At 66.7% G+C, this 15,775-nt stretch carries 18 protein-coding genes and 1 tRNA gene; 10 read left to right on the top strand and 9 right to left on the bottom strand.

Annotation, left to right across the window (positions count from 1 at the left end):
* Window positions 1-31: 31 nt before the first annotated feature.
* Window positions 32-1,231 (bottom strand): CBS domain-containing protein, encoded by a 1,200-nt coding sequence (locus tag TX79_RS15895; RefSeq protein WP_049928627.1) that lies wholly within the window; start codon window positions 1,229-1,231, stop codon window positions 32-34.
* Between the two features lie 250 nt (window positions 1,232-1,481).
* On the opposite strand from TX79_RS15895, the gene TX79_RS15890 reads away from it, so the two are divergent.
* The 3 genes from TX79_RS15890 to TX79_RS15880 all read left to right on the top strand — a co-directional run bounded on the left by TX79_RS15890 (window position 1,482) and on the right by TX79_RS15880 (window position 3,723).
* Complete coding sequence (locus TX79_RS15890; RefSeq protein WP_049928626.1) at window positions 1,482-1,709, top strand: hypothetical protein; 228 nt, start codon at window positions 1,482-1,484, stop codon at window positions 1,707-1,709.
* Window positions 1,710-1,814: 105 nt separating this feature from the next.
* Window positions 1,815-2,345 carry a 50S ribosomal protein L16 gene (locus tag TX79_RS15885; RefSeq protein ID WP_049928625.1) on the top strand — a complete coding sequence of 177 codons (531 nt, stop codon included), beginning with the start codon at window positions 1,815-1,817 and terminating at the stop codon, window positions 2,343-2,345.
* A 499-nt stretch (window positions 2,346-2,844) separates the two neighbouring features.
* Window positions 2,845-3,723 (top strand): ATP-grasp domain-containing protein, encoded by an 879-nt coding sequence (locus TX79_RS15880; protein ID WP_049928624.1) that lies wholly within the window; start codon window positions 2,845-2,847, stop codon window positions 3,721-3,723.
* Here TX79_RS15880 and TX79_RS15875 read toward each other — a convergent pair.
* The gene (locus tag TX79_RS15875; RefSeq protein ID WP_049928623.1) at window positions 3,720-4,568 is read right to left on the bottom strand and encodes a GNAT family N-acetyltransferase; all 849 of its coding nucleotides are present in this window, start codon (window positions 4,566-4,568) and stop codon (window positions 3,720-3,722) included. The genes TX79_RS15880 and TX79_RS15875 overlap by 4 nt on opposite strands.
* Window positions 4,569-6,048: 1,480 nt before the next feature.
* A complete protein-coding gene (locus TX79_RS15870; RefSeq protein ID WP_049928622.1) occupies window positions 6,049-7,854 on the bottom strand; it encodes a helicase C-terminal domain-containing protein in 1,806 nt (601 codons plus the stop codon).
* A 299-nt stretch (window positions 7,855-8,153) separates the two neighbouring features.
* On the opposite strand from TX79_RS15870, the gene TX79_RS15865 reads away from it, so the two are divergent.
* Window positions 8,154-8,242 (top strand) — tRNA-OTHER (locus tag TX79_RS15865).
* Between the two features lie 156 nt (window positions 8,243-8,398).
* Here the strand turns inward: TX79_RS15865 and TX79_RS15860 are convergent.
* On the bottom strand, window positions 8,399-8,641 hold the full coding sequence (locus tag TX79_RS15860) for a DUF7561 family protein (RefSeq protein WP_049928621.1): 243 nt from the start codon (window positions 8,639-8,641) through the stop codon (window positions 8,399-8,401).
* Between the two features lie 161 nt (window positions 8,642-8,802).
* On the opposite strand from TX79_RS15860, the gene TX79_RS15855 reads away from it, so the two are divergent.
* Window positions 8,803-9,753 (top strand): YkgJ family cysteine cluster protein, encoded by a 951-nt coding sequence (locus TX79_RS15855; protein WP_049928620.1) that lies wholly within the window; start codon window positions 8,803-8,805, stop codon window positions 9,751-9,753.
* A 95-nt stretch (window positions 9,754-9,848) separates the two neighbouring features.
* Here the strand turns inward: TX79_RS15855 and TX79_RS19740 are convergent, their stop codons facing one another.
* A complete protein-coding gene (locus TX79_RS19740; protein ID WP_230198602.1) occupies window positions 9,849-10,022 on the bottom strand; it encodes a DUF5786 family protein in 174 nt (57 codons plus the stop codon).
* Between the two features lie 139 nt (window positions 10,023-10,161).
* On the opposite strand from TX79_RS19740, the gene TX79_RS15850 reads away from it, so the two are divergent.
* Both TX79_RS15850 and TX79_RS15845 read left to right on the top strand, forming a co-directional pair.
* Window positions 10,162-11,169: a DUF5784 family protein gene (locus TX79_RS15850; protein WP_049928619.1), complete on the top strand. Its 1,008-nt coding sequence runs from the start codon at window positions 10,162-10,164 to the stop codon at window positions 11,167-11,169.
* A 110-nt stretch (window positions 11,170-11,279) separates the two neighbouring features.
* Window positions 11,280-12,182 carry a cupredoxin domain-containing protein gene (locus tag TX79_RS15845; RefSeq protein WP_049928618.1) on the top strand — a complete coding sequence of 301 codons (903 nt, stop codon included), beginning with the start codon at window positions 11,280-11,282 and terminating at the stop codon, window positions 12,180-12,182.
* Between the two features lie 33 nt (window positions 12,183-12,215).
* On the opposite strand, the gene TX79_RS15840 is transcribed toward TX79_RS15845, so the two are convergent.
* A complete protein-coding gene (locus TX79_RS15840) occupies window positions 12,216-12,503 on the bottom strand; it encodes a DUF5789 family protein (RefSeq protein ID WP_049928617.1) in 288 nt (95 codons plus the stop codon).
* A gap of 161 nt (window positions 12,504-12,664) precedes the next feature.
* Here TX79_RS15840 and TX79_RS15835 point away from each other — a divergent pair, with 161 nt between their 5' ends.
* Together TX79_RS15835 and TX79_RS19735 are read left to right on the top strand one after the other, a co-directional pair.
* On the top strand, window positions 12,665-13,444 hold the full coding sequence (locus TX79_RS15835; RefSeq protein WP_049928616.1) for a PHP domain-containing protein: 780 nt from the start codon (window positions 12,665-12,667) through the stop codon (window positions 13,442-13,444).
* Window positions 13,445-13,499: 55 nt separating this feature from the next.
* Window positions 13,500-13,664 (top strand): DUF6757 family protein, encoded by a 165-nt coding sequence (locus TX79_RS19735; RefSeq protein WP_006066091.1) that lies wholly within the window; start codon window positions 13,500-13,502, stop codon window positions 13,662-13,664.
* Window positions 13,665-13,833: 169 nt separating this feature from the next.
* Here the strand turns inward: TX79_RS19735 and TX79_RS15830 are convergent, their stop codons facing one another.
* Entirely contained in the window at window positions 13,834-14,157 is a 324-nt protein-coding gene (locus tag TX79_RS15830) for a 4Fe-4S dicluster domain-containing protein (protein WP_049928615.1), read from the bottom strand.
* 99 nt (window positions 14,158-14,256) lie between these two features.
* Between TX79_RS15830 and TX79_RS15825 the strand changes: the two genes are divergently transcribed.
* Window positions 14,257-14,676 (top strand): thiol-disulfide oxidoreductase DCC family protein, encoded by a 420-nt coding sequence (locus TX79_RS15825; RefSeq protein WP_049928614.1) that lies wholly within the window; start codon window positions 14,257-14,259, stop codon window positions 14,674-14,676.
* 36 nt (window positions 14,677-14,712) lie between these two features.
* On the opposite strand, the gene TX79_RS15820 is transcribed toward TX79_RS15825, so the two are convergent.
* Both TX79_RS15820 and TX79_RS15815 read right to left on the bottom strand, forming a co-directional pair.
* The gene (locus TX79_RS15820; protein WP_049928613.1) at window positions 14,713-15,501 is read right to left on the bottom strand and encodes a TrmB family transcriptional regulator; all 789 of its coding nucleotides are present in this window, start codon (window positions 15,499-15,501) and stop codon (window positions 14,713-14,715) included.
* Between the two features lie 23 nt (window positions 15,502-15,524).
* Window positions 15,525-15,719, bottom strand: coding sequence for a hypothetical protein (locus TX79_RS15815; RefSeq protein ID WP_049928612.1), 195 nt, complete (start codon window positions 15,717-15,719; stop codon window positions 15,525-15,527).
* Window positions 15,720-15,775: the final 56 nt, after the last annotated feature.

The raw sequence follows: 15,775 nt of genomic DNA, 5'->3' as shown, positions 1-15,775 counted from the left end.
ACGCGAGCGCGAGACGCGTTCGATTTTCCGGTTACTGTTGCAACTGACTCGCCTGTCGTGGACGGCTCGTGAGGTCGATCGAACCGCCGCTTTGCTGGACGATGTCGAAGGCGGTCATCAGATCGGACCGGGAGATGATGCCGACGAGGTCGCCGTCATCGACCACGAGCAGCCGACCGATGTCGTGTTCGCGCATGCGCTCGATGGCGGTCATCGCGTCGGAGCCGGGCGTGATCGTCTCGAGGTCGGTCGTCATCACGTCTTCGACCGTGAACGCTTCACGCTCGATCGGATCCACCTCGCGGGCGTCCGACAGCGTCACCAGCCCGATCAGGCGTTCGTTTCCGAATCCGTCGATTTCGACGACCGGATAACCGGTGTGGCGCTCGGTGAACATCCGCTGGACGAGTTCGGCGACGGTCGTATCCGGCTCGACCGTGTGTAGATCCCTGGAGGGCGTCATGATGTCCGCGACCGTCACGTCCTGGAACGCCGCCTTCATCGTCACCTGCTGGGCCTCGCTCGAGGCGGCGATGTAGATGAAGAAGGCGAGCGCGATGAAGACGACGTTGAACAGGAACAGACCGAGCAATCCGAGCACCACCGCGAACCCCTTGCCGATCGTCGCGGCCTGCTGGGTCGCCCGGGCGTAGGGCTGGCTCCGGGCGAGCAACGCACGGAGGATGCGGCCACCGTCCATCGGGAACGCGGGGAGCATGTTGAAGACCGCGAGGACGACGTTCAGCATGCCCAGGTACAGGAGGACGAACCGGGCACCGTCCAGTGACTCCGGCGTCGCGAAGAAGAGGCCGAACGAGCCGATCCCCACGAGTACCGAGACGACCGGCCCCGCGATGGCGATGCTGAACTCCTGTCGCCAGTCCTCGGGCATCTCCGAGAGGGCGGCGATGCCGCCGAGCAACCAGAGCGTGATCGAGTCGATCGGAAACCCGTACCGCTGGGCGACCAGCGAGTGACCGAGTTCGTGCAAGAAGACGCCGACGAACAACCCGAGCGCGGCGGCCAACCCCAGCGCCCACGGCATCCACCAGGGACTGGTCACGGCCGCGGCGTCGATGATCTCCGTTCCCAGCTCCCGGTTGAGCGTCCCTACTAACTCCCCGACCTGGATCCCGATGAGGTACGCGAAGATCGGTAGAATCAACAGAAATGTCACGTCGAGTTTGATCGGAATCCCGAATACGGATCCGATCCGGAAACTCCACATCATGCACAGAGCTAGCAGTGGTGGCCCCTTAAATACGCCGCCGACCTCCCGCTCTCTGGAGGTGCCACGACCTGCGCTCTCGAGACGCGGTTCGTCTGGGGTCAGGACGGCCGCTCCCCCGCGTTCGGTCCGCGCGGATTCCGACCCGATCGATGCCAACGCGGAACAATACATATAATCACGTACCGATATTTTATCGTCTATCCATGCGATGCACCACAGAGTTATATGTGGGTTCGTCGACCGTCCGAACATGGCTCACCAGTTCACATCCACTCAGTTGTCCCGCGTCCCCGCCGAGATCACGTCACCCCAGGGGAAACTCGTCTACGTCTACCTCGAGGCGACCGACGGCGCGACCGTCGCCGACCTGCACCACACGCTCGCGATGAGCAAACTCTCCGTGCTGAGCGTCCTCGAGTCGCTCTCGAGCGAGGAAGTCGTCGAACGAACTGGTACCGAGTACGTCGCGGCCGCCTAACCTCGGATCAGTCATCGGACCCGCGAAGCTACCCGTCACCGCCGGAGCGCGCTTCGAAGGCTTTATCCCCACAGTAGCGTTTCGTTTTCGTAAGTAACCACAACCATGTCCGAGAAACCCGCCTCCATGTACCGGGAGATCAGTAAGCCGGCTTACACGCGCCGCGAATACATCACTGGGATCCCGGGCTCGAAGATCGCACAGCACAAGATGGGCGACATCGGTGCCGACCCCGAGGATTATCCCATCCAGATCAGCCTCGTCACCGAGGAAGAGGTCCAGATCCGCCACGGGAGCCTCGAGGCCTCGCGCCTGTCGGCGAACCGCCACATGCTGAAAAACGCCGGCGAGAACAACTACAAGATGATCCTGCGCAAGTTCCCCCACCACGTCATCCGGGAGAACAAGCAGGCGACCGGCGCGGGTGCGGACCGTGTTTCCGACGGGATGCGCCAGGCGTTCGGGAAGATCGTCGGTACCGCCGCGCGCATCGACGCCGGCGACCGTATCTTCACCATCTGGTGTGACGTCGACGACGCCGACTTCGCCAAGGAAGCGCTCCGTCGCTCCTACAACAAGATCTCGCCGCCGTGTCGCATCGTCGTCGAGAAGGGCGAAGAGAAGCTGATCGCCTAGAAACCACCTTTTGCCCTGCGGTCTGCTGCGCTGGTGACTCCGTCACACAGCGCAGCGTCCCTCGGCAAAAGCTGGACCAAAAGCACCGGAAGACGCGAAGCGTCTTCCGAGCCCTCGTTCACTCCGTTCACGAGGACACTCCTCCCTCCGTTCCGAACGCGTAGCGTTCTCCACATCGGTCGTCGACCCGCTCGCTCACTGACTCACGGCTTCGCCGTTCGTCTCACCGCGGCGCTTCGCGCCGCGCTTTCGTTCGCTCGCGGTCGGTGACGGGGTGACAGCCTGCCCTTCCCCGTTGAGCGAAACCGTAGGTTTCGCGAGGCTGTCGGCGCGAAGCGCCGACTGCTCGAGGGGCCGGAGGTCCCTCGCAGCTCGGAAGAGCTTGCTCTTCCGTAGGGTCGTGGGACTCTCGCGTCTGCTCGAGTCGCACTCCCGGCCGAACGGCCGATCGAGCCGCCGTCTCGAGCACCTTTTTGCCCGTTCCGCCCCGACTACGGGTATGATCGATCTCGCGGTGGCGAACGACCAGGAGACGTTCCAGCGGATGCGAGAGCCGCTGGCCGAGCGGGGGATCCGGGTTCGTCACGTGCCCGCGAGCGAGCGCGTGGTGCCGCTGGGTGCGGACGCGCCGTGGGACCCCGACGCGTACGACGTCGGCTTCGTCTACCCCGGGCGGCTGATGGAGGGCGGCGTCGCCGACGCCCTGCTCGAGATTCCGTGGCTCAACGATCACGAGGCCGTCCTCACGTCGCGGAACAAGGCCGAGGTGCTCGCCCGCCTCGAGCGGGCCGACCTGCCGGTTCCGGCGTCGGTCTACGTTTCCAACGACGTGAGCGAGGCCGAACTGACCGACGTCTTCGACCGGTTCGAGCCGCCCGTAGTGGTCAAACCGAACTCGACGACCCGCGGCGTCGGCGTCGCGAAGGCCCACGACCTCGATTCCTTTCTGGGAATCTGCGACTACCTCGCGCTGGTTCACGACTACCGCGCGACGGGCGATCGCTCGTTCCTCGTTCAGGAGTACCTCCCCGAGGCGACCGACTACCGGGTGATGGTCCTCGAGGGCGAGTACGTCGGCGCGGTCGAACGCCGACTCCCCGAGGACGCCGTCGCGGAGGGACAGTGGAAGCACAACGTCCACCGCGGGGCCGAGGCGACTGGCGTGGAGATCCCCCGGGAGTGGCAAACCCTCGCCGAAACCGTCGCGACGGAACTCGAGATTCCCTTCCTCGGCGTCGACCTGCTCGAGACGGACGACCGAGTCGTGATCAACGAGACGAACGCCCGGCCGACGATCGACGAGGCGACGAAGTACGAACCGGACTTCTACGATCGACTCGCGTCGGCGATCCGGACGGCCGCCGGCCGCGAGGCTTAGGAGAGCCAGGTCGCGAGCAACACCTCGTCGACGTACGCGCCGTCGATCCGGTACTGGTCCTCGCGTTCCCCCTCACGTTCCCAGCCGTTCGCTTCGAGAAAGTCGATCGCGTCCTCGTTGGTCGCCGGGACGCCCTGCGTGAGTTTGTGGTAGTCCTGCTCGACGGCCCACTCGCAGCCGTACTCGAGCAGCGCCGAGCCGAGCCCCTGGCCCCGGTAGTCGGGATCGACGCCGACGGTGATCTCCGCGGTGTGGGACCGCGAGTGGTGATCGGGACCGTCGAGGTGGAACCAGCCGGCGATCTCGGCGGTGTCCGTCCGGTCGTCCCCGCCGGCGCGTTCCCCGTCGTCGGATTCCCTGGGGGCGACGCTCGCGACGAAACAGATCCGGGATCGATCGCCGTCGACTCGGACGACCGCGGAGTCGCTCTCGAGGCGTTCGGCGAGGTTCTCGGCGACGACGTAGCTGCCGTCCTGGGCGACCGTCCGCATCGTCTCGAGCAGTGCCTGTCTGTCGGCTTCCCGGGCCGGTCGGAGGGTCGTGAGACCCGCGTCGCACTCGCGCTCCTGTGGAGTCGCCGAGAGGGCGATCCGGAACTCGCCGTCGGCGTCGGTGAGATAGCCTTCCGACGTCAGCTCGTCGACGCACGACCGGATCTCCTCGGGCGAGGGGACCACCTCGTGCGTGTAGCTCCCCGACCGGGCCGGCTTCGACTGGGAGGCGTTTGACTCGAGGCGGATCGAGCGCACCAATTCGGATTCGGTGACGCTTCCCTGCCGTTCGACGTACTCGTAGATCCGTCGCTCCAGCGGGTCGTCGAACGACGCCTGCGCGTGCTGTTGCATCACTCGAGACGGCGTCGACCGACGGTATGAGTCTGGTGCACGGATACGCCGGGCCAGCGTGGGTTTGCTTGAACGCCGACTCGAGGCTCCAGTTCGCCTATCCAGCCTGCTTCGGGAACCTGGTTCGGACAGCTCCCCCTTTCGCTGCGACAGTCTATTTTATATATCGAAATATGGTTTATCATCTCAATCCGGTGCCGCGATTCGCCCGTCTCACGGTCGCGCCAGCCCGGGATGGCGGCCTCTCCCGTCGAAGATGCGTTGCCGAGAGCCCGAAAGCAGACCTTCGGGGGCGATTGGGTTCCCTCCTCGCTTCGAACGAGGCCGACCGATGTCCATCCGTTCCGAAGCGGACTCGTCGGAACGCCTCGATCTCCAGGTCTCGCGAATATCGATTCGACGCGAAGTGATCGTCACGGGATCAAACCCGTTCGTCGTCCCTCGAACCCCTGCCTCGAGACGGTAGGTCGGCCGTCCCGAACGGTCGCCGGCCGTTCGTGCCCGGCGGTAACCGGTCATCAAGCCAGTACCCCACTGCGGAACCAGTCGTCGGCGGTTCTACCAGTCGTCGGCGGTTCTAACCGTACACGCGTGCGCGTACCCTGATTCGGCCCTGGTTTCGAAGGACGGATTCCCGGTCGTACTGGTCGGCTCATCGGCGACCGTGGCTGGTCGCTCGAGTTACGTGATCCGGCGAACGCTCGGGGTGGCGAGCATGTCAGAGAACAGTGTATGTGAATGGCGAAACTGATCGGTTCAAGTTGTGTACTGAACGGGGTGTTCGTTGGGACTTCCGGTGAAACGAAGCGTTCTGCTATCGTGGACACGGGGAGTGGCCACACCCTCCCCAGCCGACTCGCTCACTCCGTTCGCTCATCCCTCGCACGGTGTCGGTCGAGCGCCCTCCCTTTCGGTCGGTCACTCGACAGCGCGCGCCACCGCAGGCGGTTGAGCAGGTACGAACCGGTAATCACACGCCTTTACTGATCGTCGAAACCGATTCTACGATACGCCGAGGGCGGTAGGGTATCGAGCGCGATATCCTCCCAACGATCGTGCCGTTCTTTTGGGTGGTCTTTCCCGTTCTACTCCCCCGTCGATCCGGCGCTTGGCGATGAGACGCTCGTCGGACCGCCGCTCGAACCCGGCGACTGGCTCCCGCTGCCGAACTGCGAACGCGATCGCGCTCGAGTTCCTGGCGGTCGTTGCAGTCGGCCGTCGAGGAGTTCGAGGTGCTACGGGACGCGGTATCGAAGCCGCGATTCGGTAGATTAGGTGCTTTACGGGCGTCGTTCGGACGGAACAGGGATTTCGACTGTAATCAGACGATAAATCCTATATCGCGATATAGAATACTCGTCACACGAGCCGAGTCACTGGCGCAGTCGTAGCGTTTCGAGTCCCGCGATCGGCTACGTCCGACAGTGAGTACTCCTCGAGCCGAATCACGGTCGAAACTGCAAAACGAATCAGTCCCGCGCTATCCGTCCGTGTCCCAGACGTCGGTCAGTGGACTCGAGCGGGACGACCGCCCGGAGCGCCGACTGGTGCCCGATCCGCCGCCTCGAGCCGTACTCGAGGAGCGACTCGAGCGGCCGGTGGTCGCTGTGGAGTCCCCGACCGCGGCCGCTGGATCGAACGCGGGGAGGTCGGGTTCGGTCATGCGATCGACCTGCGCGGCGAACCAGTCGGGCATGTCGCTGCGCGCGCGTTCGAAACAGTCCAGCAGGCTCGCGTCCGCGAGGTAGGTCGCCCCGTGGTCGTCGGGGGCGCGGACGACGCGCCCGCAGGCCTGGATGACGGTCCGGAGTGCGCTCCGGAAGTACCAGGCCCACTGGCCCTCCTCGAGGCGGTGGGCGACTCTCGAGTCGCTCGTGTTGAGGAACGGGGCTTTACAGATGACCTGCCACCGACAGAGGTCGCCCTTGAGGTCCAGCGCCTCCTCCATCTTCACGGAGAGGAAGACGTCGGGGTCGTCGCTCGCCTTCCAGGCCTCGAGGGCGGCGTCGCGGTCCTCGCGGTCGTGGACGCGGATCCGCTCGCCGACGCCGAAGTCGGAGAGGAGGTCCGCGAGCCGGCCCTGGATGTCGTAGGAGTGGGCGTGGATCAACCCCTTCTCGTCCGGATGGCGTTGCATGAGTCGCACGATCGTTCGGGCGATCTTCGGCGTCGTGTCGTCGCGGTGTTCGTAGGTCATCTTCCCCTGGGTGACGTCGTACAGCGGCCGGTTCTCGACGGGGAAGGTGTGTTCGACGTCGACCAGCGCGACGTTCTCGGGTCGCAGGCCGACCTGCCGGCAGAAGGCCTCCTTGTTGAGGATCGTCGCCGACAGGAGCGCGAACTTGTTGCCCCGGTCCCAGACGGTGTGGGTGAGGTACTTCTCGGGGTTCATCGGTTTGATCGTCAGCGGACCGCCCCGGGGATCGTCGCCGTCGTTTGCGTCCGAACTCCGGGGCTCGGACTGATCGACCAGCCACGTGGTCGGACTCTCGGGGTCGCGGTAGTCCGAGACGAACCAGTCGAGTTCGCCGATCAGTTCCTGCAGGCGGTCGCGTTCGCGGACTTCGGACGGGGTCAGCGAGTCCTGGCCGAGCAGTTCGTCCTTGCGGCGCTCGCAGACCCCGGCGAGGTTCTCGGCGTAGCGGACCGCCCGCTCGATGGAGTCGATGTCGGGCACGCGCAGGTCGTCCCAGATGGGGACCGTCCGCGGCCCGAGCTGGATCGTCGCGTACATCTCGGCCCACTCGGCCAGGCCGTGAGCCTCGTCGATGACGACGACGTCCCGTTTCCGAAAGACCTCGCTGCCGGCGGTCTGCATGAAGTACGCGAGCGTCATCGCCGCGATCGAGCGATTGGAGGCGATCGCCCGGTCCGAGAAGTACGGACACCGGTGTTTCACGGAGCAGTCGTAGCCCCGCTCGCGGACGCAGGGGGCCTGATTCACCGGCGTGTTGCGCTCGTTCGGCAGGATACAGGTGTAGTTGGACTTCCCGCGGATCACGTTCAGGTCGGCCAGCAGGTCGTCGGCCGCCACGTCGTCGAGTTGCGAGACCTGCGGCGTCGTGTAGTAGGCACCCGTCGCGTCGCTCGGGTCCGCGTCCTCGATGCGCCGGGCGCAGCCGGCGACCGCACGGGCCAGCAGGGACTTGCCGCTGCCCGTCGGCGCTCGCACGAGGACGACGTCGTTGCCGTCCGCGAAGGCGTCGCGGATGTCCCGCAGCGCCGCCTCCTGGGCACCGCGGTAGCTCGGCGCGGGAAACTCCTCGAAGATCCGGTCGGGGTTCACCGTTCGAGTCACGGTGGGGGTCGGTCCTAAAGGCTACGGACCGTCTCCTCTCGCGAACCGTGCCGTGGAAGACCGCCGCCGGACGTCGGACGAGGACCACGCTACGGCCCGTCGAAACCGGAGGCTACCGAACCGACTGGATGGCGAAGCCGGCTCCTACCCGTCGCTCGAGTCGGCGAAGCCGACGGCTACCGCCTCCGTGGCCGGGCCGGTAGAACCGTACCGGCACGGGTACGGGACTGCTACGCCCCGGTATCCGACCGATTACAAATACGAACTCCGCCCTTCGTCTCACGTGCGGAAGGGTCGCTCAGCGGCAGAGCACCGCGGTGCCCTTTGGCCCGCGGCGGCGTAACAGCCTCGTGGCGTTCGAATCCCACCCCTTCCGCTTCGGGGGCCGCGATGACGACCGTGCCGGCGTCATCTTCGGTTCCCTGCATCTCGGTTGCGATCCGACTCGCGCTCGACCACCGCCAGTGCCAGTGTCCGCCTCCAGTACCCCTACCCGTCCATTTTTTGCGGTTCCTCGATACAACGGTCCGTCTCAGAGGACGCCCAGAGTGGACGTCTCCCCGTCCTGTTCGAGCCTGGCCACGTCTTCGGCAGTCGGCTCGTCCGGCAGCGCCTCGAGACACGGGTAACAGAGCAGGTGCTCGGATCCGTCCGCGAGTTCGAGGGTCATCGCGGTTCCCTCGCTCCCGTCGCGCTCGCCGAACGTCCAGAGGTTCTCCATACCGCCCGCCACGGAGACCGTTCGGCCACAGCCGTCACAGGAGTTCTGTACCATGTGTGCCCGTGGGTTCCGAACGCTGAAAGTCGTTGTCCCCGGATAGGTCGTGACGAAACCGACGCGACTGCACGGGGCGAAATCGGCACCCTGCGCCGGTTTCGTTGGCCGACTGCCGGCTGCGGTTCACCGTTATGAGAGTCGAGTCCGTAGCGGACCGCATGGAGGTGAACTGCGAGGGCTGTGCCGGCTGTTGTATCGACTGGCGAGCGCTGCTCGAGGAGTCCAGGGGGACCGGTGCTCGCGGTTCGATGGCGGACGACGAGGCCCGGCGCGACCCCGTGGACGCCGACGCCAACTTCGTGCCGCTGACGCGCGACGAGATCCGGACGTTCCTCGAGCGCGGCATTGGCGAGGCCCTGACGCCGCGGTTCTGGCACGCCGCGGACGAATCCGAGGCCGTCACGATCGACGGCCACGAGATCGCCGCGGTCGCGGACCGGCCGGTCTTCTTCGTCGGCCTCCGGAAACCGCCCAAACCCGTCGCCCCCTTCGGTCGCGAGGCCGAGACCTGGCTCCCGACCTGCGTCTTCCTCGATCCGACGACGCTCCAGTGTCGGATCCACGGCGACGACCGCTTCCCCGACGAGTGCGGCGCGTATCCGGCCCACAACCTCGCCCTCGAGCAGGAGACGGAGTGCGAACGCGTCGAAGCGGCGTTCGGCGGGGAGCGTCTCCTCGAGGCGTCCGTCGACGGCGACCCCGAGACGCTCCTGTTGGGCTCGCAGGCTCTCGGCGGGAAACTGTTCTGTCATCCCGACCCCGATCGACTCGAGGGAACGATCGAGCGACTGGCCGCCGGCGAACCGACCCGGGAGGATCGGGCGACCTGCGTCGCGGTCGCCGCCGCCTCGAGCCCGGGGACGCTGGCCGTCTCCGAACACCACCGTGAGTGGGCTCGAGAGCGGCTGCTCGGAGCGCAGGACGAGACGGACGAGGAAGCGACTGGCGAAGAATCGGCGGACGACGCGTGGGTCGGCCCGGCGATCCGTGAGTGGCAGCGGCGCTACGCGCGAGCGGACGACGAGGTCCCGTCCGCGGCCGTCGCCGTCGACGTCGAGGAGGCGCGCGGGGCTCCGGAGACGCCGGGCTGGGAGTGTCTCGAGGACTAACGCCCCGAGCGGCTGAACCCGTTCTGCCAATTCGGGCCGGAGCCGGGGCTACTCGCCTCGAGAGCGGGAGAACGAGAGCCGTCGTGGATCGACCACTAGTTCGACTTGATCTCCTCGAACTTGCTCAGCAGTTCGTCGGTAGAGTCGCCGGCGTCGTACTCGACTTCACCGTGGTAGATCGTCCGCTCGTCGTCGAAATCCGCGTCCACTCTCGAGGCCTGCTGTTCGCGGCGCTCGTGCTCATCTTCGTCATAGGCACCCATTGACATGGTAAGTATACACATGTAGGTGATTATCGCACATGAATGTAACGGTCGTTCATCCGAGGCCGGCGGGGCGCACTCCCGATCGGCGAGCACTGTGGTCGGTAACGAACAGTATATCCGATTCCGCGCCGTAGGTACCGGTGTGGCACGGCCGCTTCGCTTTCGATACTCGCCGGAACACTGGAGCGAGCAACGGGTCAGGCAGGAGCTCCTCCAGCCGCTTCGATCGAACATCGGCGCTCGCGCGGTGACGCCGCGGTTCGAGATCGGTGCCGACTGGGAGACCCACCGCTTCGAGATGCAAAACGGGGACGTCGCGCTGTTCGCCCGCAACGACGGGGAGGCCTACTGGATGGGTAACACCGAGACCCCGTCGGCGCTGTGGCGGACCGACAAGTTCGGCTGGCGGGAGATCCCCTACCACGTCGCCCGCTGGACCCAGCGGGAACTGCTGGCGACGCTTCACGAGGCGGAGCCGTGGCTGGCTGACTACCCGCACATCTCGTGGTACTTCTTGCCGGTGTTCATGTCCAAGGACGGCCGCGAGGCCACGCGAGCGTTCTTCCGGGAACACGCCGGCGGCTTCCCCGATGCCGGCCGTCGCGAGACTACCCAGTTCTTCGAGGACCTGCTCTCGACGGGCGTGCTCGACGAGTACCGACACGTCATGTCGGGCAAACTCGGCACGAGCGAACACGTCGACCGCGTGCGGATGAGCGCCGCGATGGCCGAGTTCATCGCCGCGAAAATCCTCACCGACGCCGGCTACGACGTCGAGCCCGAGATCGAGGTCACGACGGGTCACTCGCTCGATTTCCGGGCGACCGACGGCGACACTAACGTCCTCGTGGAAGTCACCCGTCCGCAGCCGCCGACGAACCGTGCGGCGGCCGGCCCCGTGGCTGCCGTTCGCGACACCGCCGAGACCAAAACCGACGGCCAGCTTGCCCAGCACGGCGGCGGCGCAGTGCTGTTCGTGGACTGTTCCTCGTTCCGCGACGACGCCTGGAACGCCGTCCGCGGCGAGCGACCCGAGGTCCACCACCGCCCCGCCGTCGTTTATCGCGCCCGCCCGAACGGCCGCGTCGAGGGCTACCGGAAGGGGTCGGTTCCGCTCGAGCTCGAGGACGCCGTCGCGTTCGTCGACTGAGTCCGTTCGACGGCCGAAACGATGCCGAAAGCCGAGCGGTTCGTCCCGGCTGACAGTCGTTTCGCTGCGACGACACTTTTATTCCGCCGGTCGTGGGAGCACGCCCCGCGATGACGGACAACAACGATCAGCGAGACGATTCGTCCACGGCGTATCCGGCCGGAGTCGATAGACGAAACGTGCTGCGAGCACTCGGTGCCGGGACCGCGGTCGCGGCGCTCGGCTCGAGCGCGGCGGCCGGGGCCGACGACCGCGAGAACGGCCACTCGGAGCCGGCGGACGAAGCGATCCACCCGGTGTTCGGCTTCCCGGCACCGTCGGGCGAGGTTCCACCGCCGGTCGAGCCGGATCACGTCATCGAGGCCGAGATCCGTCCGCGGACGGACCGCGAGATTCCGGAGTTCTTCTTCGAACCGACCGGACTCGCCGTCGAACCGGGCGCGACGATCCAGTTCACCCTCGCGTCGCCCCACCACTCGGTGACGGCGTTTCACCCCGCGTTCGGCACCGTCCAGCGCGTCCCGGACGGCGTACCGCCCTTCTCATCGCCGGTCCTGCCGGTGAACGCCTACTGGCTCTACACGTTCGAGCGCTCCGGCGTCTACGACCTTCACTGCGGGCCGCACGAACTCTTCGGACACGTGTTCCGCCTCGTTGTCGGCGAGGCCGCGGGTCCGGGGGCGGAACCGCTCCCCGAGCCGGAACTGGGCGCGGCAGCGGCTGCCGAGGGCGACGAGTCCCCGCACGAGGCGGTGAACGATCGACCCGGTGGTGACGAACCAGGAACCGACCCGGATCGGGAACCCGACCACGAGGACCGCCAGCGCGGACGACCAGCGGCGGGACCGGACGACGACGGCGAGCCGCCGACCGACGATCCGGAACTCAGGCCGCCGGAGGGTGCGGCGTTCACGGTTCTCGCCGATCCTGCGCTCGAGCCGGAGCGGATCCTCGAGCGTGGGCGAGTCTCCTGGGACGAGATCGAGGACGCGAACAAGCGGATTCCGCTCTGATCGACGGAGCGGAAAATCGATTCGAAAACCGGTCTAGAACGAGACGGCGTCGGGCGCGTACGGGCTCCCGACCGGCGTCGGATCGCGGTCGCTGTAGCCGACGCGGCCGACGGCCTTCTCGCTGACGGCGGAGTAGACGGCGAGACGCGCGTCGTCGGGCGTCTCGAAGGTTTCGGACTCGAGGCGGGCGAGTACATCGCCGACCGTTTCGGAGCCGTTGGGCAGCTCGAGGGTACGGTCGCCGTACGCCTCGATCAGTTCCTCGGTGGTCGCTGGGTACTCGTGGTCGTCGATGACGTCGCCGGTGCCGTTGAGCAGCATTACGCCCGCTTCTTTGTGAACAATGATTATAAACATTGTCCATAATCGATTTCTAGGCCTCCCCCACTCCTTATATGTCGCGTGTTGGCACGTCGCCGTCTTGCGGTCGGTGGCGGTCGGACTGAGAAACGCCTTTGGTCGGCCGGCCGCTCGAGTGGGGTATGCCCTACGCCGATCTGCACGTCCACACGACGCGGTCCGACGGCAGCCTCGACCTCGAGGAAGTGCCGGCGGCCGCGGACCGCGCCGGCGTGGACGTCGTCGCGGTGACGGATCACGACCGGCTGCAGCCGTTCGACGTGCCCGCCGTCGACCGCGACGGCGTGACCCTCGTCAACGGGATCGAACTCCGCGTCGAGACCGACTCCGGCCAGCGACTGGACCTGCTGGGGTACGGCCTCGAGCCGACGTCCGACCTCGAGTCGCTGGTCGAGTACGTCCAGACGGATCGGGTCGAACGCGGCCGCGCGATCGTCGAGAACGTGGAGGATCGACTCGGGATCGACCTCGACGTGACCGTCACCGACGGCTTCGGGCGGCCACACGTCGCGCGGGCGATCGAGGCCCACCCGGACACCGACTACGACTACGAGGGCGCGTTCGACGCGTTGATCGGCAACGACGGCCCCTGTTTCGTGGCGCGTGACGTCCCCTCGTTCGACGAGGGGCGGCGCGTTCTCGCGGCGGCCGGCAGACTCGTCGCGCTCGCCCATCCGCTGCGGTACGACGACCCCGAAGCGGCGCTCGAGCGGGCGGCAGCCCTCGACGCGGTCGAACTCCGCTACCCGTACGGTCGGGACGTCGACACGACGCCGGTCGAGCGTGCCATCGATCGCCACGACCTCCTCCCGACCGGCGGCAGCGACGCCCACGACGACCGACTGGGACTGGCCGGCCTCTCGCGAGCGGCCTTCGAACGCCTCGGCGTCCTGTCGGATTGACAACTCCGGTTCCGAGAGCGGAGGGTTCAATGCATCGTGGTCCCAATGCCCCCGTATGAACTGCCACTACTGCGATCGCGAGGCCGCGTTCGCAGCCGAATCGGAGGGCCTCAAGGTCGGTCTCTGTGAGGAACATTTCCGAGAACGCCTCCAGGAACTCGCCGAAGCCGACGGCCTCGAGACCCTCAAGGAGAAAGTCGACGTCGATCGGGCCGAGTAACGACGGCTCGAGCGTGCTGAACGGTGCAGCGTGTTGCCGGCGTAACCGTCGCTCCGAACACGGATTCCCCGGAGGCGACGTACCCCGGCCCGTCTCATGCGATTCCTGTCCGTCAGTTCCGGCATACCCGTGACCCGGGGTGGTGGGGACGTCGGTACAGCGATCCGTCTCAGGCGGTGCGGCCGGCGTCGACGTCGATGGCGTCGACCGGGCAGACGTCGACGCAGAGCATACAGTCGATACACTGGGCTTCGTTTGCCGGATCGGCTTTCTCCTCGCTCTCCGGATGCCCCGGCGTCTCGACCCACTCGAAGACGTCGACGGGACAGTCCTCGAGACAGGCACCGTCCGCGATGCAGAGGTCGAAGTCGACCGCGACGTGGGTGCCGTGGATGCCGAGTTCCTCGGGTTCGTCGACCGGCCCCCAGACGTCGTGACCGTTGTGCTCGTCGACTACCTCTCGGTTTTCGTTGAACTGCGGGTCTATGGCCATTGCTAGCAGTTCCAAACGACGGACGGAGACTTAAAAGTACGGACTCCCACCTTCGCCCGAAACCCGCGGTTTTTCCGCGTGTAGCCCGTCCGTTCGCCCATGGAATCCGCACGATCGACCGGCGCTCGAGGGAGGGGGAAGCGCGTCGAGGGGCCGCCGCAGTTAGTATACGACGACGACTGTGGCTTCTGCACCTGGTGTGCGGCCTTCGCGGCCGAACGTGGGACGTTCGACCTCGTGGGATTTTCGGAGCTCTCGCCGGCCCAGCGCAGGCGGCTGCCCGACGACTACGAGTCGTGTGCCCACCTGTTGACGGCCGACGCGGTCTACTCCTGCGGCGAGGCGATCGAGGAGACCCTGGCCCGCGTCGAGACGCCCTCGCGGGTTCTCGCGGCCGCGTTCCGGCGACTCCCCGGCGCGGAGGCGGTTCGCGAACCGCTGTACCGGGAGGTCGCCGACCGCCGGGGACTGTTCGGTCGGATCGTCAGCCGGGAGCCGCCGGTCCGGGACGACGACTGACCGCCGTCGCGGTCGCGTAGCATCGGTTCGCGGCGGCTAGACGCCCGCCTCGAGGTCGACGAGTCGGTCGTCGAGCAGTTGGCGCGTCCAGACGGCGAAGCCGTGATCGCGGCCGTATGTCCAGACGGCCGTCTCCTGGAGGACGTCCGGCAGGTCGCTCTCTTTGATTCCCGTGGCGACGATGGCCTCCTCGTCGACCAGCAACAGTCGTCCTGGCCACTCGCCGTAGACGGCGTTCGTGGTCTCGAGGTCGTCCGCGACGACGACCGTCGCCCCCGAGTCCGCGTCCGCGAACGTCTCGCGGACGTCGTCGGTAGGTACCTCGACGACGACGTCGACGCCGCGATCGACGGCGTCGCGAAGCCCCTCGTGGACGCGCTCGTCGACCGTCTCTTCGGCGGCGACGATGAGGTGGATCGACTCCGACGCGTCTTCGAGGAACGTGTCGATTCGGTCGGCCACCTGTTCGGTCCGGGAGATCGCCCACATGCCCTCGTTCTCCCGCGAGTCGGGTCGCTCGAGCTGTTCGAGGGCGTTCTGGGCCGCGTTGATCCGGGAGTCGTAATCGTCGCGGATGCGGTCGATGGCCGTCTCGATCGAGACGGCCTGGAACTCGCGCGGGTCGGATTGCTGGACGCTCACCAGCCCCTTCCGCTCGAGGCGTTCGACGGTGTCGTAGACGCGCGAGCGGGGGACGTCGGCGACGTCACTGATCTCCTTGGCGGTTCCGCAGTCGATGCGGGCCAGGGCGACGAAACACCGCGCCTCGTACTCCGTGAGCCCGAGGTTCGATAGCGTCCGAATCGCCTCGTCGCTGTTCGACACGGTCGGCGTACGCGCTGGCGCGGTTAAAGCGCCGGGCCGTCGCCTGACGAGTCCGCCGTCTGCGGGCCGGTGCCGAGCGGCCGGAACTCGGTGCTGCCGCAGGGACAGCCGTCCGTACTGCCGATCGGATGCTCGACCGTCGTCCCCGAGAGCCAGACCGCGAGCGCCCGACCGCAGTCGATACAGCGTGCCGCACCGCGGGTTCTCCCCGTCGTCATGCCCGTACGTCGGTCGGTAGCCCCCATAAGCGACGCGTGAGTTCGCCGGTGGTAGC

Source organism: Halopiger goleimassiliensis (assembly GCF_000455345.1).
Classification (GTDB): domain Archaea; phylum Halobacteriota; class Halobacteria; order Halobacteriales; family Natrialbaceae; genus Halopiger_A; species Halopiger_A goleimassiliensis.
Note: the sequence above shows the minus strand (reverse complement) of the source record. Positions and strands in the feature narration are given on the sequence as shown.